We start from the raw sequence: 19,560 nt of genomic DNA, 5'->3' as shown, positions 1-19,560 counted from the left end.
GCCCCCGCCGGTCGGCGAGGGCCCTCCGGGTCGGCCGTCAGCTGAAGAGCGGGCGGGCCAGGAAGTACATCAGGGCGCCGATCGAGCCGGCGGCCGGGAACGTGAGGATCCACGCGCCGACGATGTTGCCGGCCACGCCCCACCGCACGGCGGAGAGCCGCTTGGTGGCGCCGACACCCATGATCGCCGAGGTGATCGTGTGGGTGGTCGAGATCGGGGCGCCGAGGACCAGCGCGTTGAAGTAGAGCACCGAGCTGGCCACGGTCTCGGCCGCGAAACCCTCCGGCGGCTTCAGGTCGATGATCTTCCGGCCGAGCGTCCGGATGATCCGCCACCCACCGGCGTACGTGCCCGCGGCCAGCACGGCCGCCGAGGTCCAGAACGCCCACTCCGGGATGAAGCTCGGGTCGTCCTGGTAGCCGCCCACGTAGAGGGCGAGCACCACGATGCCGATGGTCTTGGCGGCGTCCTGCATGCCGTGACCGACCGACATCGCGGCGGCCGACGCGGTCTGCGCCCAGCGGAAGCCTCGGTTGAGCTTGCCGGGGTGCCCCTTCCGGAAGATCCACTGCACGGCGATCATGACGATGTAACCGAGCAGGAAGCCGACCATCGGCGAGAGGACCATCGGGATGATCACGCTCTCCCCGATGCCGCTCCAGAGCACGGTGCCGGACGCGGCGACGGTCGAGCCGACCAGTCCGCCGATCAGCGCGTGCGACGAGGACGACGGCAGGCCGAAGTACCAGGTGATCAGGTTCCACACGATCGCGCCGATCACGCCGGCGAAGACGATGCCGAGGCTGGCCTGCCCGGTGGGTAGTTTCACCAGGCCGCTGCCGACGGTCTTGGCCACCTCGGCGCCGAAGTGGGCGCCGATGAAGTTGCCGACCGCCGCCATGGCCAGGGCCACCCGGGGTGTGAGCGCCCGGGTGGAGATGCTGGTCGCGATCGCGTTGGCGGCGTCGTGGAAGCCGTTGGTGTAGTCGAACGCCAACGCCACCGCGATCACCGCCAGCACGGCGATGAGTTCGGGGCTCACAGGATCAGGACTCCTTGACCGCGATGGTCTCGACGGTGTTCGCCACGTGCTCGAAGGAGTCGCAGGCGGCCTCCAGCTCGTCGGCGACCTCCTTCATCTTCAGCACGGTCAGTGCGTCGTACTCGCCGGAGAAGAGGCGGACCAGCAGCATCCGGTACGCCTGGTCGCCGTCGTTCTCGAGCCGGTTGCACTCGATCCAGTAGTCCTCGAGGTCCTTCATCGACTTCAGCCGCGGCATGGCCTCGGCGGTCAGCTTCGCCTGCGCGTCGAGGACGTTGATCAGCTCGTGCATCTCCCGGGGCAGCGACGGGATCTTGGTGAGCCCGTAGAGGTAGAGCAGGTTGCCGACCGCCTCGAGGTGGTCCATCACGTCGTCCAGCAGCGAGCCGAGCCGGTAGATGTCCTCCCGGTCGAACGGCGTGATGAAGGTGGAGTTGATCTTCTTGTAGAGCTCGTGGGTGATCTGGTCGCTGTCGTGCTCCACCTCGGTGAGCCGCTCGCTGACCGACTGCACCTCCACACCGGGCAGGGCCAGCTCGTTGAGCAGTTCGGTGCCCTTCACCAGGTTCTGCGCGGCCCTGGTGAAGAGCTCGTAGAAGGCGCCCTCGTTCGGGCGGAAGGAAAACTTCACAGCACGGACCTCGTCGTGTCGGTGGAAGGGTACGGCCGCCCGGAGGGATGCCCGACTGGGAATGCTAGGAAACGACGGAAGCGGGAATTCCGCGGCCTCCCCCTGGTCAGGCCACATTCATCGGTCGTTCACCTGTCGTTCACCTACGACGTTTCCCTCAGATCCCAGCAGCCGCTCCTGTTCCCGCCGGACGTCGAAACCGGCAGGCGGATACCCCCGATGGAGGGGTGCCGAACGTCTCCCTGAGCAGGTGCGCGACCACCCGGTCGCGGTACCACCAGCGGTCCGCCGGCAGCACGTACCAGCCCCCGCCCCGTCCGCCCGTCAAGGCGGGACGGCGGGTGGGTCGGGGCGGCGGGAGAATGGGCGAAGGCCGGTGCTGGGAGGTTCGGGTGCGGGATCTGGCGACGGAGTTCGAGGCCGAGCGGGGGCGGCTGCTGGCGGTCGCGTACCGGATGCTCGGCAGCCGCGGCGAGGCCGAGGACGCCGTGCAGGAGACCTGGCTACGGTACGCCGCCGCGCTCGCCGACCCGGCGGCCCGCGCCGAGATCAGGCACCTCGGCGCCTGGCTGACCACCGCCTGCGCCCGGATCTGCCTGGACGTGCTGCGCTCGGCGCGGGTGCGGCGGGAGGCGTACCCCGGCCAGTGGCTGCCGGAGCCCGTGGTGACCCCGCTCGACCAGGGCCCGCGCACCGACGGCTTCGCGCCCGACCCGGCGGAGCGCGCGGTCCGCACCGACCAGGTCGGCACGGCGCTCATGGTGGTGCTGGAACGGCTCACGCCGGAGCAGCGGGTCGCCTTCGTGCTGCACGACGTCTTCGCCGTGCCCTTCCCCCGGATCGCCGAGGCGCTCGGCACGACCGACGCCGCCGCCCGCCAGCTCGCCTCCCGGGCCCGCCGGGCGGTGCAGGCGCCCGACGCGCCCCGGGACACCGCCGACCCGGCCGAGCAGCGCCGGGTCGTCGCCGCGTTCGTCGCCGCCGTCGAGTCGGGCGACCTGGACGCGCTGGTGCGGGTGCTCGCCCCGGGCGTGGTCCTCATCGGCGACAGCGGCGGCCACTTCCCGGCGGCCCGCCGCCCGGTGGTCGGCGTCGACGCCGTGGCCCGGTTCGTCCTGGGCCTCTTCGGCCGGGCCGGCCGCTACGGCGCCACGCTGCGCGCCCGCCCGGTGCTCGTCGACGGCACGCTGGGGATGCAGATGGAGACGGTGCACTCCGACGGCCGGCCGCTGCGGGTGGTCGCCGCCCTGGCCGTGGACGGCGGCCGGGTGACCGGGATCTTCCACCAGCTCAACCCCGAGAAGCTGCGCGACGTGCCGCCGCTGGGGGCCGACGACGGCTGGCCGCCACGCTGGTGACCCCCGGCGCTGCGGCGGCGACATCCAGGCGCCGCGTCACCGACGCCCGGACGCCGCGTCGGTGCCCCGTGGGCCGCCGCGTCGGCTGGCGGCGCTCGGGCGCGCCCGGCCGCGCCGGCTCAGACCACCAGGGCGAGCCACTTCCGGTACGACGTGGCGAACGGCTCGGTGCCGTCGCCGAGCGCGCCGAGGAGCCACCGGGCCGCCGCCTCGGCCTCCGCCACCACGTCGTCCGGATAGCCGAAGCGGGCCCGGTGCTCGGCGAACTCGTCCTCGTCGCGCAGCTCGACCGCGCCGGTGGCCCGGCGGCGCACCACGTCCAGATCCAGGTCGATCAGGTGGACGGTGTGGTCGTCCTCCCAGCGGGCCGGGCTGGCGATGTCGCAGTAGACCTCGCTGGTGCGCGGCGGCGGGTTGAACATGCCGGTCCACCAGCCCTGGTGGGGCACCAGGAGCACGAACGGGATCTGCTCGACCGACGGCCGGCCGTGGTAGACCGACTTCGTGCCCTCGGTGACGCCGAGCCAGACGCCGAGGTCGTCCTCGGCCAGCCGGCGGGCCGGGTAGTCGCGGTGGGCGCTGCCGTCGTACTTGCGGTAGATCACGCGGACCACGTCGCTCGGCATGAGTCGCACCCTAACCGATACCGCCCATCGGTCGCCGCACGGAAATTACCGGACTCGGCCCGTGGGATTCCGTACCGTGACGACGCCACGCCCGGATCGGCGCGGCCGGTGTCGGCGCCGGCGGGTACCGTCGCACGGTGACTCCGCGCCTCGCCACCGGTTCCGCTGCCCCCTCGCCCCGCACCGGAGGCCGCCGGCGGGGCTCCCGGCCGAGCGGGGCGGAGCTGCTCGCCGCCGCGGTCGGCGCGGTGCCCGGCGGCGCCGCGCGCCCGGGCCAGCAGCAGATGGCCACCGCCATCGAGGAGTGCGTGCAGGCGCGCGAGCACCTGCTCGTGCAGGCCGGCACGGGCACCGGCAAGTCGCTGGCCTACCTCACCCCGGCGCTGACCGTGGACGGCCCGGTGGTGGTCTCCACGGCCACCCTGGCGTTGCAGTCCCAACTGGTCGACCACGACCTGCCCCGGCTCGCCGACGCCGTGGAGCCGGTGCTCGGCCGCCGGCCCACCTTCGCCGTGCTCAAGGGGCGGCACCACTACCTCTGCCTGGCCCGGCTGGACAACTCCACCGAGGACGAGCCGGAGGACACGCTCTTCGACGCCCCGGCGGCGCGCCCCGGCGGCGGCACGAAGTGGCTCGGCGAGGCGGGGCGGCTCGGCAAGCAGATCCAGCGGCTGCGCGACTGGGCGGAGAAGACCGACACCGGCGACCGGGACGAGCTGGACCCGGGCGTCGACGACCAGGCGTGGCGGCTGGTCTCCATGCCGGCCCGGGAGTGCGTCGGCGCGGCCCGCTGCCCGTTCGGCGCGGAGTGCTTCGCCGAGGCCTCCCGCGCCCGGGCCCGCGAGGCCGACATCGTCGTCACCAACCACAGCCTGCTGGCCGTGGACATGCTCGCCGGCCGGCACATCGTGCCGCCGCACAAGCTGCTCATCGTGGACGAGGCGCACGAGCTGGCCGACCGCGTCTCCTCGGCCGCCCAGGCCGAGCTGGTGCCGGAGCTGATCGACCGCTCCGCGAAGCGGGCCCGCCCACTGCTGCGCCCGGAGACCGCCGAGTCGCTCACCGCGGCCGGCGACGCCCTGGCGGTCGGGCTGGCGGAGGCGCCGGCCGGGCGGATCACCTCCGGGTTGCCGGCCGCGCTGCGCGAGGCGTGCACCCTGCTCGACGCGGCCACCCGGGCGGCGCTCGACGGCATCGGCGAGATCAAGGCCGACGACCCCGATCCCGTGCGCAAGCAGCAGGCCAAGGCGGTGCTCGACGAGCTCTCCGCCACCGCCCAGCGGCTGCTGGAAAAGGCCGACCACGACGTGGCCTGGGTGGAGAAGAACGACAACACCGGCCGCCGGGCGCTGGTGGTCGCGCCGCTGTCGGTCGCCGGCACCCTCGCCACCCACCTGTACGACGAGCGCACGGTCGTCGCCACCTCGGCGACCCTGACGCTCGGCGGCCGGTTCGACACGGTGGCCCGGGCGCTCGGGCTGGAGGCGCCCCCGGCCGACCCGCCGTCACCGGCCGCCGCGGCCCTGGCCGCCCGCGCCGCCGGCCGCACCGACGCGGCGGGGCGCGCCGGGGTCACGTCGGCCGCCGGGGCCGGCCCGGTCGGGGCCACGGGTGGCGGCGAGGCGACCGGCACGCCGGGGCTGCCGGCGACGTCGGGGCCCGGGTGGCGCTCGCTCGACGTCGGCTCGCCGTTCGACTACGCGCGGCAGGGCATCCTCTACGTCGCCGCGCACCTGCCCCGGCCCAGCGTCTCCGGGCTGCCCGACGCGGCCGGCGAGGAACTGCTCGCGCTGGTCACCGCGCTCGGCGGGCGTACGCTCGGCCTCTTCTCCTCGCGACGGGCCGCGCAGCAGGCGGCGGAGCTGCTGCGCGCGCGGACCGACCTGCCCGTCCTGCTCCAGGGTGAGGAGGCGCTGCCGCTGCTGGTGCGCCGGTTCCGGGAGGAGAAGGCGAGCTGCCTGTTCGGGGTGATGTCGCTGTGGCAGGGCGTCGACGTGCCCGGCGACTCCTGCCAGTTGGTGGTCATCGACCGGCTGCCCTTCCCCCGGCCGGACGAGCCGCTCGCGGCGGCCCGGGCCGCCGCGGTCGACGCCAACGGCGGGTCCGGTTTCGCCGCGGTGAGCGTGCCGATCGCCGCGGTCCGGCTGGCGCAGGGGGTGGGGCGGCTGATCCGGTCGACCGGCGACAAGGGCGTGGTCGCGGTGCTCGATTCGCGGCTGGAGACCGCGCGGGGCTACGGAGCCTTCCTGCGCCGCTCGCTGCCGCCGTTCTGGTACACCACCCGGCCGGAGGTCGCCCGCGGCGCCCTCGAACGCCTCGCCAAGGTCTGACCCGCCCAGGCGGGTCAGGGGGCCTTGGCGGCGACGACGACGGCGTCGGGCGGGGTGTCCGGAACGGTGCGGGCGGCGAGCCGGCGGACGGCCGTGTTCAGCACGGCGATCAGCGGCACCGAGACGAGCGCGCCGGTGATCCCGGCGAGGACCACGCCGGCCGCGATCCCGATGATCACCGCGAGCGGGTGGATGGCCACCGCGCGCCCCATGATCAGCGGCTGGAGGAGGTGCCCCTCCACCTGCTGCACCCCGATCACCACACCGAGGATGATCAACGCGGTCACCAGGCCGCTGTCGACCAGCGCGACCAGGACCGCGACGACGCCCGACAGGGTCGCCCCGACGATCGGGATGAACGCCCCGAGGAAGACCAGCGCGGCGAGCGGGAAGGCGAACGGGATGTCGAAGACGACCAGGAAGATGCCGATGCCGACCGCGTCGATGAAGGCGACCAGCACGGTCGCGCGTACGTAGGCGACCAGGGTCGACCAGGAGGCCCGGCCGGCGTCGTCGACCTTCCAGCGGGCGGCCACCGGCAGCAGCCGGACCAGGAAGCGCCAGATCTTGTTGCCGTCACGCAGGAAGAAGAAGGTGGCGAAGAGCACCAGCAGCGTGCCGGTCAGCACCTCGGCCAGTGTCGCGGCCGTGGAGAGGGCACCGCTCGTGAGCTTCTCGGTGTTGTCGTTGACCCACTTCTGGCCCTCTTCGATGTAGCGGTCGAGCTGGCCGTCGGAGAGGTGCAGCGGGCCCGTCTTGAGCCAGTCCTGGATCTGCCGGACGCCCTCCGACGACTTCTTGCTCAGCTCCGGCACGCCCTGGATGAACTCGTTCACCACCAGGGTCAGCGTGCCGATCACCGCGGCGAGGCCGCCGACCAGCACCACCGCCGTCGCCAGCGAGCGGGGGAAACGGGCCCGCAGCAGCCAGCCGACGGCCGGCGCGAGCAACGCCGAGAGCAGCAGCGCGACCGCCAGCGGGATGACCACGATCTTGACGGTGCCGACGATCTTCATCAGCGCCCAGGCGACGCCGCCGATCACGATCAGCCGCCAGGACCAGGCGGCGGCGATCCGCAGCCCGTGCGGCACGTCGGCGTCGTCCCGGCTGGACGTGGAGGTGTGCACCGCCGCCGGCGCATCCGCCCCGACCACGGCCGCCGACGGCGGCGCCGCCGGCCCGGGGGACGCCGGCGAGGCCACCCCGGCCGGCTCGGAAGCGTCGACCGGGTCCGTACGACGGGGGCGCACCGATTCCCGGCCCGACTCGTACGCGCGACGGAGCCGTCCGCGTACCCGCTCGAAGCGGCTCAAGCGCACCTCCTGGCTTCAGAACCTGGCCGTGCCCGCCCGATGGGCGGACAGGATACGTCCGACCACGCCACCGTAGGGCAGTTCCGCCACCCAGTGCCCCCCGCCCCCGGCGCGTAACCGCTCACGGCCGCCCGACCGGGACACGGTAGCGTTTCCGGCGTGACCGCCGACAAGAATCTCGACTCCGGCCTGCCGATCCGCCTGCTGCACGACCGCGTGCTGGTGCGGATGGAGGGGAGCGAGGGTGAGCGCCGCTCCACCGCCGGCATCGTGATCCCGGCGACCGCCGCCGTGGGCAAGCGGCTCGCCTGGGCCACCGCTGTCGGGGTGGGGCCGAACGTCCGCGCCATCGTCTCGGGCGACCGGGTCCTGTTCGACCCGGACGACCGCTCGGAGGTCGAGCTGCACGGCCGCGGGTACGTGCTGCTGCGCGAACGCGACGTGCACGCCGTGGCCGCCGAGCGCGTGGAGGACAACTCCACCGGCCTCTACCTCTGAGCCCTCCCCGCCCGCCCCGCCGCGCGCGGCTGCGGGCGCCGGTGTCGTTTGCGGCGCTCCCGGCCGGGAAGCCAGCCGCACCACCGGCCCTGGGGAGGGACGATGCCGGTATTCGTGAAGAAGCTGCTGCTCTGGGGAAGCGTCGCGTTCCTGATCTACTTCATGGCGTTCCGGCCCGAGGGCGCGGCCGAGATGTTCAAGGCGATCGGGGCGGGGCTGATGGCGATGGCGCAGGGCCTCGGCGACTTCCTCACCAGCCTGATGACCTGACGACCCGGACCACCAGGAAGCGACCCGGGGCGCCGCCCCAGCGGTGACCGCCGGCCGGGGACCGGGTCAGTGGTGGCCGGGCGGCCAGGGACCCGCGGGTCGCGCGCCGGGCCAGCCGGGCGGGCCGTAGCCGGGGGCCCCGTAGCCGGCGGGGAAGGCCGGGGGCGGCGGGGCGAGCACCACCGGGATCGGCACCACCGGCTCGTCCGGCGCCTCGACCGTCCGCTGCGAGCCGTCCGGGAACCGCAGGTGGTAGCGGTGCCCGTCCCAGATCCCGGCCGGCGCCTGCGGATCCCTCCCCACGAAGAACGACCGGTACGCGGCGATCGCCTCCAGCAGCTCCCGTTCCTCCCGCGCCGTCCGTTCCCGGTCCGCCGGCCTGCGGTCCAGGCCGCGCAGCGCGCCGTCGCGCAGCAGCGCCAGCCGGGTCGCCGCGAACTGGTAGCCGCGCATGGCCCGCACGCCGGCGTCCCCGGCCACCCGCTTGGCCCACACCCGGGCCGCGTGGCGTCGCCCCAGGCTGCTCAGCGCCGCCACCTCCGGCGGGGTCAGCCAGCCGGCCCGGACGTAGTCCGGCAGGGTGCGCTCGGTGAGCCGCCCCTCCCAGGCCCGCAGCCACAGGGCCAGCCCGACCATGCCGAAAAAGATCGGCACCATCACGCCGATGAAGCCGTACAGCATGATCAGCGCCTCACCGGTGGCCTGGGTGAGCGTGGGCAGCAGGTTCCACAGGCCGTGCAGCATCATCGCCAGCAGCAGGCCGGCGATCGGGGCGAGCACCCGGACGCGCCGGTCGGCGGTGCGGGCGGCGATGCCCAGCCCCACCCCGGTCATCGAGGTGAACAGCGGGTGGGCGAAGCCGAAGAGCAGGATCCGGACGATGAAGATCGCGATGACCTGCTGCGTGCCGGTCGCCGGGCCGTACCGCTCGACGCCGGTGGCGTAGCCGTAGCCGCCCAGGTAGAGGATGTTCTCCACCATGGCGAACCCGATCGCGGAGAGCCCGCAGTAGACCAGGGCGTCGGTGATCCCGGAGATCTCCCGTCGGCGGAAGATCAGCAGCAGGATCGGCCCGAGCGCCTTGGTGAGCTCCTCGATGAACGGCGCGACCAGCACCGCCGTCAGCGCGGTCGGCAGCCCCCAGTCGTCGAACAGCCCGGACGAGAACTCGTTGACGGTCAGCGAGGCGGCCGTCGAGACGAACGCGCCCCAGGCGAAGCAGAAGATCAGGTATTTCAGCGGTTCCGGTTCGTACCGGTCGAGCCAGAGGAAACAGCCCACCAGCACCGGGACCGGAAGGATCGCCGCGACCAGGCCGATCAGCAGCGCCTGCACGCCGAGGCTCTCGCCGAGCGTGAAGACCATGAACACCGCGCAGGCGGCGATCAGCAGGACGACCCCGGCCAGCACCAGGGCCCGCCGCCAGCCCAGCCGGCGCAGCGGCATCCGGGGAGCGGCCGCGCCCGACGGCGGGACGGCGGGCACGGTCGGCGACGGCGGCAGGGGTGCGCCGGGCGGGGTGTCGGCCATGCGGTCAGCGTAGTCACCCCCGGCCGGCTGGACCGGGCGCATCCGCGCGCTATGCTGCCGGCAGGTCACGAGCGCCAGCGTCAAGCCCCGGCTTGCTGGCCGGCAACCCTCGTCGAGGTTCGCGGTGGGGTGCCCCGGGTGATGACCGGGCCCGGCCCGATCCGCGTGCCGGGCAAGCGCGGACCCCGCCCGGTGTGCCCACCCGGGGTCCCCGGACCCGGAGGTCGGCCGATGACCGTCACCCTCGTACCCCCGCCCGCGCCGCACCCGACGCGGACCGCGCCGCCGCCCGCGGCCGCCGGGCCGCTCGACGTGCTCGGCGTGCCGGGCCAGGTCAACCTGGACTACGCGGCCACCGCGCCGTGCGCGCGGGCCGCCGCCGACGCGGTGGCCGAACTGCTCCCCTGGTACGCCAGCGTGCACCGCGGCGCGGGGGCGCTGTCACGGCGCTGCACCCTCGCCTACGAGCGCGCCCGGCAGACCGTCGGCGACTTCTTCGGCGCCCGCGCCGACGACCACGTGCTCTTCACCCGCAACACCACGGACGCGCTGAACCTGCTGGCCCGGGTGCTGCCCGCCGGCACCACGGTGGTGACCTTCGGCGGGGAGCACCACGCGAACCTGCTGCCCTGGCCGCGCGGATCGGTCCGGCTGCCGGTGCCGCGGGAGCCGGCCGAGGCGGTCCGGGCGCTGGACGCCGCCCTCGCCGAGCTGCGTCGGCCGGGCGCGGGGGGCGGCCCCGGCGCCGACCACCGCCTGCCCGTGCTCGTCGCGGTGACCGGGGCGAGCAACGTGACCGGCGAGCGCTGGCCGGTGGCGGAGCTGGCCCGGGTGGCCCGGCGACACGGAGCCCGGATCGCCGTGGACGCCGCGCAGCTCGCGCCGCACGCGCCGGTGGACGTCGCCGCCCTCGACGTCGACTACCTCGCGGTCTCCGGCCACAAGCTGTACGCGCCGTTCGGCGCGGGGGTGCTCGTCGGGCGGGCGGACTGGCTGGACGCCGCGCCGCCGTACCTGGCCGGCGGGGGCGCCACCGGCCACGTCGGCGCGGCCACCCACGACGTACGGTGGGCGACCGGACCGGCCCGGCACGAGGCGGGCACGCCGAATCTGCTCGGCGCGGTCGCCCTCGCGGCGGTCTGCGACGCCCTGGCCGGGGCCGACCGGGCGGCGCTGCACGACGCCGAGCAGGCCCTGCTGGCCCGGCTGCGCCGCGGCCTGGCGGCCCTGCCGCACGTGGTGGAGCTGCGCACCTTCGGGCCGGACGCACCGCGGGTGGGCATCGTGTCGTTCGTGGTGGCCGGCCGGGACTCGGCGGACGTGGCGGCGGACCTGGCCGGCAACCACGACATCGGGGTGCGCGACGGCCTCTTCTGCGCCCACCCGCTGGCCCGGCGACTGCTCGCCGAGGCGGCGGCGCGCAGCGGCCGGCGGGACCTGCCGCCGACCGCCCTGCGCGCGAGCGTCGGCCTGGGCAGCACGGCGGAACACGTGGACCGGCTGCTCGCCGCCCTCGCCGCGGCGGCCTGAACGACCGCCGCCGCACGGCTGACCCGCGGGCCGGCGGGTCAGCCGACCGGCGGGGCGGTGGGCGGCTTCGGGGCGGCGGCCGGCTCGGCCTGGCCGCTCGGGGTCTCCTGGTCGCCGAAGGACTCCCGGACCAGGCGGTTCGCCTCCTCCTGGCTGATTCCGGAGGCCACCAGCAGGTCGCTGGCCGTGGTGCGCACCTGCGCGATCACCACGCTGCCGGAGAAGCCCACCCCGGCGGCGTACGCCCGGCCGGCCTCGCTGACCGCGCGCAGCGCCCGCTCCCGTGCCTTCTCCGGTTCCTCGCCGACGGCGAACTCGTGCTTGAGCAGGCGTACCGACTCGGCGAGGTGGGCCGCCGCATCCGGCATCGGCTCCGGCACGGGCTCCTCGTCCTCGATCAGGGTGACCGCGCGCCGGATCAGCGTGCCGGCGTTGCGCATCGCCCGGTCGATCGGGTCGGCGGCCTCGGCGTAGTGGGTGAGTTCGTCCCGCCGGTGCCACCGGGCCGGCGAGAGGACGGCGGTCTCCTTCGCCCCCTCGATCGCCTCGGTGAAGGTGGACAGTTCCTCCTGGTTGTTGCGCAGCCGGTCCAGGGCTTGTTGGGCCTTGTCCCGGTCCCGTTGGCGGAGGGCGTCGGCGGTGCCGTCGAGCTGGGCGGCGAGCAGGTCGAGCGCCGGCCGGGCGGCCCGGTTGATCACCCGGAGCGGATTGAGCGGCAGCAGGACCGAGGTGACCAGCAACGCGATCCCGCCGCCGACGAACGCGTCGACGAACCGGGGGATCTCCAGGTTCGCGGTCTTCGGGCTCAGCGTGACGATCAGCACGGCCGTGGCCGCCGCCTGGATGACGATGGACACGCTGGCGCCGGCGAAGATGGTCAGCACGATCGACCCGGTCACCACGAGGCCGAGCTGCCACGCCCCGGTGCCGACCAGGTAGATGAGGAAGTCGCCCACGGCGACCCCGATCGCCACCCCTACGATCAGCTCCACCGTGCGGCGGAGCCGCTGCCCGACCGAGGCGGCGAGGGTGCCGACCGCGGAGATCGGCGCGAACACCGGCTCCGGGTTGCCCAGCAGATTGTGCGCCGCCCACCAGGACAGGCCGGCGGCGAGGCCGGCCTGCACGGCCAGGCCCCACGCCATCCGCACCCGGTGCAGCCGGTCGTGCAGGGTCGCCCTGCCGTGGTGCCGCAGCTTCTCCATCGCGTCGGCGATGCGGGCCGCGTCGATGTCCGTTCCGCCGTCGCGGCGGATGGCGCGCCGCACCAGCGAGAGTCGACGGTCCCGGGCCACGGCCATGGCGGGGACTACCCGTACCGGGGCGGGTGAATCCTCCGGGTCGGCGGCGGTGCGGCAGACTCGGCCACATGGCCGACCTTCTCGACCGGTGGCGGGCGGCGGCCCGGGGCGCCGGGGCGACCGACCCGGCGCAGCGGGACCGCGCCGGGGCGGAGCTGCTGGGGCGCTGGCGGGAACCGCACCGGCACCACCACACGGTCGCCCATCTGACCGTCGTCCTCGACGTGGTCGACGCGCACGCGTCGTCCGCCGTGCGGCCGGACCTGGTGCGCCTCGCGGCCTGGTGCCACGACGCGGTCTACGACCCGCGCGCCGAGGGCGACGCCAACGAGCGGGACAGCGCGGCGCTCGCCGACGCCCTGCTCACCCGGTCGGGGCTGCCGGCCGACGCCGTGGCCGAGGTCCGCCGGCTGGTCCTGCTCACCGCCGGGCACGCCGTCGACCCGGGCGACGCCGACGGCGCGCTGCTCTGCGACGCCGACCTCGCCGTCCTGGCCGCGCCGCCCGAGGCGTACGACCACTACGCCGCCGCGATCCGCCGGGAGTACGCGCACGTGCCCGACCCGGCCTTCGCGGCCGGCCGCGCCCGGGTGCTCGCCGGGCTGCTCGCCCTGCCGGCCCTGTTCCGGCTGCCGCCGCTGGCCACCCGCTGGGAAGCCCGGGCCCGCGCCAACCTCACCCGCGAACTGGCCACCCTCCACTGACTCCCGCCCCCCGCCCCGGCTTCCGCGATCTTGCCGGTTCGGCCCTGGCGGAAGCCGTGAGTCACCGCGTGGGGAGGGCCGGAACGGCAAGATCGCCGGAGGGGCGGGCGGCGGGGGTGCGGGGGCGGGCCAGGTGCTTCGGTCGGCGCAGGCCGGCCTGCCGGAGCAGGCGCACGAGTTCCCGGCTCGGCACCACCCGGGCGCCCAGCCAGACCGCTGCGGCGAACCGCTCGGCGGGAATGTCGTAGTGGTCCCGGTCGAAACCCCGGCGGGGCACCCCCAGCGCCTCGGCGAAGGCGTGCACCTCGGCATGGGAGACGTCGCTGATCAGGTGGGACCAGAGCCGCCCCCGCGACGGCCAGGCGGGCCGGTCCAGGTAGAGCATGCCGGCCAAGGTACCCGGTGCGAGGGCCGGTTGTCGGTCGCGCGCGGCCGACCGTAGCCTCGGCGGCATGGCCGGACCCCCTCTCCTCGACGACCTGCGGGCGGCGCTCGACGACGACGCCGTGCTGACCGACCCGGACCTGCTCCGGATGCACGAACGGGACGAGGCGGACCTCTGCGCCGCCGGCACGCCCCTGGTGGTCGTCCGTCCCCGCGACACCGCCCAGGTCTCCGCCGTGCTGCGGGAGGCCGCCCGGCACGGCGTGCCGGTGGTGCCGCAGGGGGCGCGGACCGGGCTGGCCGGCGCGGCCAACGCGGTCGACGGCGCGGTGGTGCTCAGCACGGTCGCGATGGACGCCATCCTGGAGATCGACCCGGTGAGCCGGATCGCCGTGGTGCAGCCCGGCGTGGTCAACGCGACGCTCGCCGCCGCGGTGGCGAAGCAGGGGCTGTGGTACCCGCCCGACCCCGGCTCGTGGGAGTCCTCCACCATCGGCGGCAACGTCGCCACCAACGCGGGCGGCATGTGCTGCGTCAAGTACGGCGTCACCACCGAGTACGTCCTCGGCCTGGAGGTGGTGCTCGCCTCCGGCGAGGTGCTGCGCACCGGCCGGCGCACGGCCAAGGGCGTCGCCGGGTACGACCTCACCCGGCTCTTCGTCGGCTCCGAGGGCACCCTGGGCGTGATCACCGAGGTGACCGTCGCGCTGCGTCCCGCCCCGGCGGAGTCGTTGACCATGGTGGCGGTCTTCCCGTCCACCGCCGCGGCCGGCGCGGCCGTCGCCGAGATCGCCGCCCGGGGCCTCTCCCCCAGCCTGCTGGAGCTGCTGGACCAGACCCACCTGCGGGCGATCGAGGCGTACCGGCCGATGGGTCTGCGGACGGACGCGCAGGCGCTGCTGCTGGCCGCCGCCGACACCGGCTCCCGGGCGGCCGACGACCTGGCCGGGCTGGCCGCGGTCTGCGAGGCGGCCGGCGCCGACGAGGTCTACGCGGCCACCGACGCCGTGGAGGCGGCCGCCCTGTTGCAGGCCCGCCGGCTCGCGCACCCGGCCATGGAGAAGTTCGCCGCGGACGCCTACCCGGGCGGCAACGGCGGCCTGGTCATCGACGACGTGGCGGTGCCCCGGGGCGCGCTGGCGGCGCTGCTGGACGGGGTGGCCCGGATCGCGGCGGAGTGCGACGTGCCGATCGGCGTCGTCGGTCATGCCGGCGACGGCAACATGCACCCGAACATCGTGGTGGACCGGGCCGACCCGGCGAGCCTGGAACGCGGCCGGCGCGCCTTCGACGAGATCATGCGACTCGGCCTGGAGCTGGGCGGCACCTGCACCGGCGAGCACGGCGTGGGCCTGCTCAAGCGGGACTGGCTGGCCCGCGAGATCGGCCCGGTGGGCGTCGCCGTGCATCAGGCGATCAAGGCCGCGCTCGACCCGACCGGCCTGCTCAACCCCGGCAAGGTCCTCTGACCGGCCCCGGCCGGGGGCGCCGACGGGGCGACGCGCGGCGAAAGCCGCAGGGGTGGCGGGCGCCGCGCGGGGCGGCGGGACACCGCAGGCGCGGCGGAGCGGGGCGGCGCGGGGTCAGTCGGCGGTCGGCCGTCGACGGTAGGGGTGGGGGATCGGTCAGCGGGACGACGACGGTAGTTCGACGGGATCGTCGTCCGAGCCACGGTCGGCCGCGAAGCCCCGGACGTCGGGCGCGCCGAGCCGGGCGGCGTCCGCCGTGGCGTCGTCGGGCATCAGCTGGGACTGGCGTTCCGCCTCCACCCTGGCCCGGTAGTGCTCCACCTCGCGGGCCCGGGTGGCCTCGTCCCAACCGAGCACCGCGCCCATCAGTTCGGCGGCGTGCCCGGCCGACTCCAGGCCGCGGTGCGCGGTCTCGAAGGAGATCCGGGTCCGCCGGGTGAGCACGTCCTCCAGGTGCAGCGCCCCCTCCGCCCGGGCCGCGTACGTCACCTCGGCCGCGAGGTATTCCGGGGCACCGGCCAGCGGGGAGGCGAGCAGCGGGTCGGCGTCGACCAGCGCGAGCAGGTCCAGGGTGAGGGTGCCGTAGCGCTCCAGCAGGTGCTCGACCACCCCGACCGGCATCCCGTGCCGGCGGGCCAGGTCCGCCCGGCCCCGCCACATCGCCGGGTAGCCGTCCGCGCCCAGCAGCGGCAGGTCGGCGGTACGCGAGGGGCGTACGGCGCCGAGCCGGTGGGCGGCCCGGTCGACCACGTCCGAGGCCATCACCCGGTACGTCGTGTACTTGCCGCCGGCGACCAGCAGCAGCCCGAGCATCGGCTCGAAGACGGCGTGCTCGCGGGACAGTTTCGAGGTGGAGTCGGCCTCGCCGGCCAGCAGCGGCCGCAGCCCGGCGTAGACGCCCTCGATGTCGGCCGTGGTGAGCGGCCGGTCCAGCACGGTGTTGACCTGCTCCAGCAGGTATTCGATGTCCCGGGCGGAGGCGGCCGGGTGGGACCGGTCGAGCCGCCAGTCGGTGTCGGTGGTGCCGATGATCCAGTGCCCGCCCCACGGGATGACGAAGAGCACGCTGGTCGCCGTACGCAGGATCAGCCCCGCCTCGCCGGTGATCGCCGAGCGGGGCACCACCAGGTGCACGCCCTTGGAGGCCCGGACGCGGATGCCGGGGCGCAGCCCGACGTCGTTCAGCATCCGGGACATGTCGTCGCTCCACACGCCGGTGGCGGCGATGACGGTGCGGGCGCGCACCTCGAACTCGGCGTCCGGGGAGCCGGCCGGCGCCTCCAGGTCGCGGACCCGGACGCCGGTGACCTCGCGGGCCTGCCGGATCAGCCCGACCGCCCGGGCGCTGGGCACCACGGTCGCGCCGAGGCTGGCCGCGGTGCGGGCCAGGGTCACCACCAGCCGGGCGTCGTCGACCTGCCCGTCGTAGTAGCGGATCGCGCCGGCCAGCGCGTCGGGCCGCAGGCTGGGGAAGACCCGGCGGGCACCCTCGCGGGTCAGGTGGCGGTGCAGCGGCATGCCCCGGCCGCCGCCGAAGATCCCGGCGAAGGCGTCGTACGCCGCCACTCCGGCGCCGTAGTAGGAGCGGCGGAACAGCCGGCCGGGCAGGTCGCGCGCGCCGCGCCCGCCGGGCAGCGGGACCAGGATGGGCACCGGCCGCACCAGGTGCGGGGCGAGCCGGGTGGCGAGCAGGCCGCGCTCGGTGAGCGCCTCGTGCACCAGGTGGAACTCCAACTGCTCCAGGTAGCGCAGGCCGCCGTGGATCAGCTTGCTGGAACGGCTGGAGGTGCCGGCGGCGTAGTCGCGCGCCTCCACCAGGGCCACCTTCAGCCCGCGCGAGGCCGCGTCGAGGGCGGCGCCCGCCCCGGTCACCCCACCGCCGATGACCAGCACGTCGAAGCGTTCGGCCCGCAGGCGGCGCAGGTCGGTGGCCCGGCGCTCCGGGGAGAGCTGGCTGGCCTCGGTTCGGGACACGTTGGGGTCGCGCACCCGTCCACGGTAACCGTCACGGCCACACCGGCGGCACACACCGTCCGCGCCGTACTGTCTGAGGAATGGAGATCGGCCCCCCGTTCCCCGCTGGTCAGCCCGCCCCGCTCCCGCCGGCCGCGCCCGCCCGGTCGAGTCCGTGGCCCGTGGTGGCGGCGGTGGTCGCCGGTTGCTGGACGGTCGGGTTCGTGGTGGTCAGCCAGTTCGGCGGGTGGCTGGCCGACCAGATCGTGCTGGCCTCCGGGCTGCACCGCGTGGTGTGGCTCTGGCCGGCGACGGTGCTGTTGACCGTGCTGCTGGTCGGCGCGCCCGCGCTTCCGCTCGCCCTGCTGCCCCGCTCGGCGGCGGTCCGCGCCACCGGCCGGGCCTGGCTGGCCGCGGCACTCGTGCTCGGCGCGCTGGGGCTGCTCCGGGCGCTCCCGCCGGTGCACCACGAGGCGTACCTCGCGGCGCTCGCCGCCACGGCCGCCCCGGCCGCCCTCGTCCTGCGGGCGCTCGCCCGGCGCGCCGCCGCCCCGCACCGGCCCTCCGCCCCGACCGCCACCCTGCTCGGGGTGGCCGGCGGACTGGCGCTGCTGTTGCCGTGGGTCTGGCTGGGGGCGCTCGGCGGGCTGCTGGAGACGGTGCTCGCCGGGCTCGCCGCCGCCGCCCTGGGCGCGCTGGCCGGGGCGCTGCTGGGCGACGCCTTCTGGTCCCGCTTCGCCGTCGGCGAGCCGCCCCGGCCGGCCCGGCTGGTGCTGGTCGGCGGGCTGGTCGCCGGGGTCGCGCTGCTCGTCCTCGCCGCCGGGGTCGGGCAGTCCGGGGCCCAACTGCCCCTGCTGCTGACCCTGCCGCCGGCCGGCTTCGCGCTGGCCGCCCTGCACGCGGCGGCCCGCCGCCCGGCCGCCGCCACCCCGGCCGTGCCGCCGGGCACGGTGCCGGCCGGCCCGCCGGGCACCGCCCCGGCCGGCCCGTCGGACACCGCCGGAGGTGAGCCGGGCGGAAGTGCGCCGGGCGGGCGGGCCGGGGTCCGCGCCGCCACCCGCTGGCTGGTCGGGCTCGCCGTTCTCGGCCCGCTGGCCTTCACCGATCCCGAGGAGATCACCCTCGTCCTGGCCAACACCCGCGACGTGCCGTTCTGGGTGGCGGCCGCCGCCGGCGCCGGGCTCGCCGTCGCGGCCGTGCTCGCCGTGGCGTACGGCGTGCTGCTGGCCCGGCCCCGCAGCCGGCGGCCGAGCCGGCGGGTGGCCGGGGTGACCGCCGCGGCCCTGCTGGTCGCGGTCGGCGCGGTGGCCGTCGGCGCGGGCCAGCCCGGCCTGCACGGCGAGCGGCTGTTCGTGGTGCTGCGCGAACAGGCCGACCTGGACGGGGTGCCGGCGACAGCCGGGCGGGCCGGCCGGGACGCGCGGGCCGGCGAGGTCTACCGGCGGCTGGTCGACACCGCCGAGCGGACCCAGGCCGACCTGCGCCGGGACCTGCGCCGGCTGCGGCTGGACCACACCCCCTACTACCTGGTCAACGCGGTAGAGGTGGACGGCGGGCCGGCGGTGCGGGCCTGGCTGTCCCGCCGGCCGGAGGTGGCCCGGGTGCTGGTCAGCCAGCGGGTGCGGCCGCTGCCCGCGCCGGCCGGCCGCAGTCGGGGCACCGCGCCCGCGCCGGCCGGCCCGGAGTGGAACGTCCGGATGCTCGGCGCGGACCGCGTCTGGTCGCAGCTCGGGGTGGACGGCTCCGGGATCGTGGTGGGCAGCTCCGACTCCGGGGTGGACGGCGGGCACCCGGCGCTGGCCGCCGGCTTCCGGGGCGGCGACGACTCCTGGTACGACCCGTGGGACGGCACCCGCTCCCCGACCGACCAGGGCGGGCACGGCACGCACACCGTGGGCAGCGCGGTGGGCCGAGGGGGGATCGGGGTGGCCCCGGGCGCGCAGTGGGTGGGCTGCGTCAACCTGGACCGCAACCTGGGCAGCCCCGGGTACTACCTGGACTGCCTCCAGTTCATGCTGGCGCCCTTCCCGCCCGGCGGGAACCCGTTCACGGACGGGCGCCCGGCGCGCGCCCCGGAGATCCTCACCAACTCGTGGGGCTGCCCGCCGATCGAGGGCTGCGACCCGCGCGCACTCCGGCCGGCCACCGCCGCCCTGGAGGCCGCCGGCATCCTGGTCGTCGCCGCCGCCGGCAACACCGGCCCGTACTGCGGCTCGATCGACGACCCGCCCGCGCCGTACGCGGACGTGCTGACCGTCGGCGCGGTGGACCAGCGGCGCCGGGTCACCAGCTTCTCGTCCCGCGGGCCGGTGCCGGGGGCGGCGAAGCCGGACCTGGTCGCCCCCGGCGACGAGGTGCTGTCGGCGATGCCCGGCGGCGGGTACGCCCCCATGAGCGGCACCTCGATGGCGACCCCGCAGGTGGCCGGCGTCGTCGCGCTGATGTGGTCGGCCAACCCGGCGCTGGTGGGCGACCTTCCCCGCACCCGGCAGATCCTGCGGGACACGGCGACCCCGGCGACGTACGCCTCCCGGACGGAGACCTGCGGCGGCGACGCGAACATCACCGGCGCCGGCCTGGTCGACGCGTACGCGGCGGTGCGGGCGGCCCGCGGGTGAGCG

Annotated in this window: 16 protein-coding genes and 1 riboswitch; of the genes, 8 read left to right on the top strand and 8 right to left on the bottom strand. The window is 75.8% G+C overall.

Annotated elements, in window-relative coordinates; genetic code table 11:
* Window positions 1-37: 37 nt before the first annotated feature.
* Both ACZ6O2_RS08525 and ACZ6O2_RS08520 read right to left on the bottom strand, forming a co-directional pair.
* Window positions 38-1,042 carry an inorganic phosphate transporter gene (locus ACZ6O2_RS08525; protein ID WP_350706912.1) on the bottom strand — a complete coding sequence of 335 codons (1,005 nt, stop codon included), beginning with the start codon at window positions 1,040-1,042 and terminating at the stop codon, window positions 38-40.
* 4 nt (window positions 1,043-1,046) lie between these two features.
* Window positions 1,047-1,673, bottom strand: a complete 627-nt coding sequence (locus ACZ6O2_RS08520) for a DUF47 domain-containing protein (RefSeq protein WP_350706910.1) — start codon at window positions 1,671-1,673, stop codon at window positions 1,047-1,049.
* Window positions 1,674-2,065: 392 nt separating this feature from the next.
* On the opposite strand from ACZ6O2_RS08520, the gene sigJ reads away from it, so the two are divergent.
* A complete protein-coding gene (gene sigJ, locus ACZ6O2_RS08515; RefSeq protein ID WP_350706908.1) occupies window positions 2,066-3,031 on the top strand; it encodes an RNA polymerase sigma factor SigJ in 966 nt (321 codons plus the stop codon).
* A gap of 119 nt (window positions 3,032-3,150) precedes the next feature.
* Here sigJ and ACZ6O2_RS08510 read toward each other — a convergent pair whose 3' ends face one another.
* Window positions 3,151-3,657 carry a DUF402 domain-containing protein gene (locus ACZ6O2_RS08510; protein WP_350706906.1) on the bottom strand — a complete coding sequence of 169 codons (507 nt, stop codon included), beginning with the start codon at window positions 3,655-3,657 and terminating at the stop codon, window positions 3,151-3,153.
* A gap of 137 nt (window positions 3,658-3,794) precedes the next feature.
* Between ACZ6O2_RS08510 and ACZ6O2_RS08505 the strand changes: the two genes are divergently transcribed.
* Window positions 3,795-5,987: an ATP-dependent DNA helicase gene (locus tag ACZ6O2_RS08505; RefSeq protein WP_466022442.1), complete on the top strand. Its 2,193-nt coding sequence runs from the start codon at window positions 3,795-3,797 to the stop codon at window positions 5,985-5,987.
* A 14-nt stretch (window positions 5,988-6,001) separates the two neighbouring features.
* Here the strand turns inward: ACZ6O2_RS08505 and ACZ6O2_RS08500 are convergent, their stop codons facing one another.
* Window positions 6,002-7,306 (bottom strand): AI-2E family transporter, encoded by a 1,305-nt coding sequence (locus ACZ6O2_RS08500; protein WP_350706904.1) that lies wholly within the window; start codon window positions 7,304-7,306, stop codon window positions 6,002-6,004.
* 153 nt (window positions 7,307-7,459) lie between these two features.
* Here ACZ6O2_RS08500 and ACZ6O2_RS08495 point away from each other — a divergent pair, with 153 nt between their 5' ends.
* Both ACZ6O2_RS08495 and ACZ6O2_RS08490 read left to right on the top strand, forming a co-directional pair.
* A complete protein-coding gene (locus tag ACZ6O2_RS08495; RefSeq protein WP_350706902.1) occupies window positions 7,460-7,798 on the top strand; it encodes a GroES family chaperonin in 339 nt (112 codons plus the stop codon).
* Between the two features lie 102 nt (window positions 7,799-7,900).
* Window positions 7,901-8,068: a hypothetical protein gene (locus ACZ6O2_RS08490; RefSeq protein WP_350706900.1), complete on the top strand. Its 168-nt coding sequence runs from the start codon at window positions 7,901-7,903 to the stop codon at window positions 8,066-8,068.
* Between the two features lie 66 nt (window positions 8,069-8,134).
* Here the strand turns inward: ACZ6O2_RS08490 and ACZ6O2_RS08485 are convergent, their stop codons facing one another.
* Complete coding sequence (locus ACZ6O2_RS08485) at window positions 8,135-9,598, bottom strand: PrsW family intramembrane metalloprotease (RefSeq protein WP_350706899.1); 1,464 nt, start codon at window positions 9,596-9,598, stop codon at window positions 8,135-8,137.
* Between the two features lie 63 nt (window positions 9,599-9,661).
* A riboswitch (SAM riboswitch) is annotated at window positions 9,662-9,783 on the top strand.
* A gap of 46 nt (window positions 9,784-9,829) precedes the next feature.
* On the opposite strand from ACZ6O2_RS08485, the gene ACZ6O2_RS08480 reads away from it, so the two are divergent.
* Complete coding sequence (locus ACZ6O2_RS08480) at window positions 9,830-11,128, top strand: aminotransferase class V-fold PLP-dependent enzyme (RefSeq protein ID WP_466022441.1); 1,299 nt, start codon at window positions 9,830-9,832, stop codon at window positions 11,126-11,128.
* A 38-nt stretch (window positions 11,129-11,166) separates the two neighbouring features.
* Here ACZ6O2_RS08480 and ACZ6O2_RS08475 read toward each other — a convergent pair whose 3' ends face one another.
* The gene (locus tag ACZ6O2_RS08475; protein WP_466022509.1) at window positions 11,167-12,423 is read right to left on the bottom strand and encodes an FUSC family protein; all 1,257 of its coding nucleotides are present in this window, start codon (window positions 12,421-12,423) and stop codon (window positions 11,167-11,169) included.
* A gap of 74 nt (window positions 12,424-12,497) precedes the next feature.
* Here ACZ6O2_RS08475 and ACZ6O2_RS08470 point away from each other — a divergent pair, with 74 nt between their 5' ends.
* Window positions 12,498-13,133 carry an HD domain-containing protein gene (locus tag ACZ6O2_RS08470; RefSeq protein ID WP_466022440.1) on the top strand — a complete coding sequence of 212 codons (636 nt, stop codon included), beginning with the start codon at window positions 12,498-12,500 and terminating at the stop codon, window positions 13,131-13,133.
* A gap of 61 nt (window positions 13,134-13,194) precedes the next feature.
* Here ACZ6O2_RS08470 and ACZ6O2_RS08465 read toward each other — a convergent pair whose 3' ends face one another.
* On the bottom strand, window positions 13,195-13,518 hold the full coding sequence (locus tag ACZ6O2_RS08465) for a DUF4031 domain-containing protein (RefSeq protein WP_350706894.1): 324 nt from the start codon (window positions 13,516-13,518) through the stop codon (window positions 13,195-13,197).
* A gap of 67 nt (window positions 13,519-13,585) precedes the next feature.
* Between ACZ6O2_RS08465 and ACZ6O2_RS08460 the strand changes: the two genes are divergently transcribed.
* Window positions 13,586-14,986, top strand: coding sequence for an FAD-binding oxidoreductase (locus ACZ6O2_RS08460; protein ID WP_466022439.1), 1,401 nt, complete (start codon window positions 13,586-13,588; stop codon window positions 14,984-14,986).
* A gap of 156 nt (window positions 14,987-15,142) precedes the next feature.
* On the opposite strand, the gene ACZ6O2_RS08455 is transcribed toward ACZ6O2_RS08460, so the two are convergent.
* On the bottom strand, window positions 15,143-16,960 hold the full coding sequence (locus ACZ6O2_RS08455) for a glycerol-3-phosphate dehydrogenase/oxidase (protein ID WP_363700919.1): 1,818 nt from the start codon (window positions 16,958-16,960) through the stop codon (window positions 15,143-15,145).
* A gap of 80 nt (window positions 16,961-17,040) precedes the next feature.
* Here ACZ6O2_RS08455 and ACZ6O2_RS08450 point away from each other — a divergent pair, with 80 nt between their 5' ends.
* Window positions 17,041-19,557, top strand: a complete 2,517-nt coding sequence (locus tag ACZ6O2_RS08450) for a S8 family serine peptidase (RefSeq protein WP_466022438.1) — start codon at window positions 17,041-17,043, stop codon at window positions 19,555-19,557.
* Window positions 19,558-19,560: the final 3 nt, after the last annotated feature.

The organism is Micromonospora sp. NPDC048040 (assembly GCF_055587185.1).
Note: the sequence above shows the minus strand (reverse complement) of the source record. Positions and strands in the feature narration are given on the sequence as shown.

Excerpts from the sequence above, each read along its gene's own strand:
- ACZ6O2_RS08465 (WP_350706894.1), bottom strand. The coding sequence starts at position 13,518 with ATGCTCTACCTGGACCGGCCCGCCTGGCCGTCGCGGGGGCGGCTCTGG.
- ACZ6O2_RS08480 (WP_466022441.1), top strand. The coding sequence starts at position 9,830 with ATGACCGTCACCCTCGTACCCCCGCCCGCGCCGCACCCGACGCGGACC.
- ACZ6O2_RS08460 (WP_466022439.1), top strand. The coding sequence starts at position 13,586 with ATGGCCGGACCCCCTCTCCTCGACGACCTGCGGGCGGCGCTCGACGAC.
- ACZ6O2_RS08485 (WP_350706899.1), bottom strand. The coding sequence starts at position 9,598 with ATGGCCGACACCCCGCCCGGCGCACCCCTGCCGCCGTCGCCGACCGTG.
- ACZ6O2_RS08450 (WP_466022438.1), top strand. The coding sequence starts at position 17,041 with ATGGAGATCGGCCCCCCGTTCCCCGCTGGTCAGCCCGCCCCGCTCCCG.
- ACZ6O2_RS08510 (WP_350706906.1), bottom strand. The coding sequence starts at position 3,657 with ATGCCGAGCGACGTGGTCCGCGTGATCTACCGCAAGTACGACGGCAGC.
- ACZ6O2_RS08470 (WP_466022440.1), top strand. The coding sequence starts at position 12,498 with ATGGCCGACCTTCTCGACCGGTGGCGGGCGGCGGCCCGGGGCGCCGGG.
- ACZ6O2_RS08490 (WP_350706900.1), top strand. The coding sequence starts at position 7,901 with ATGCCGGTATTCGTGAAGAAGCTGCTGCTCTGGGGAAGCGTCGCGTTC.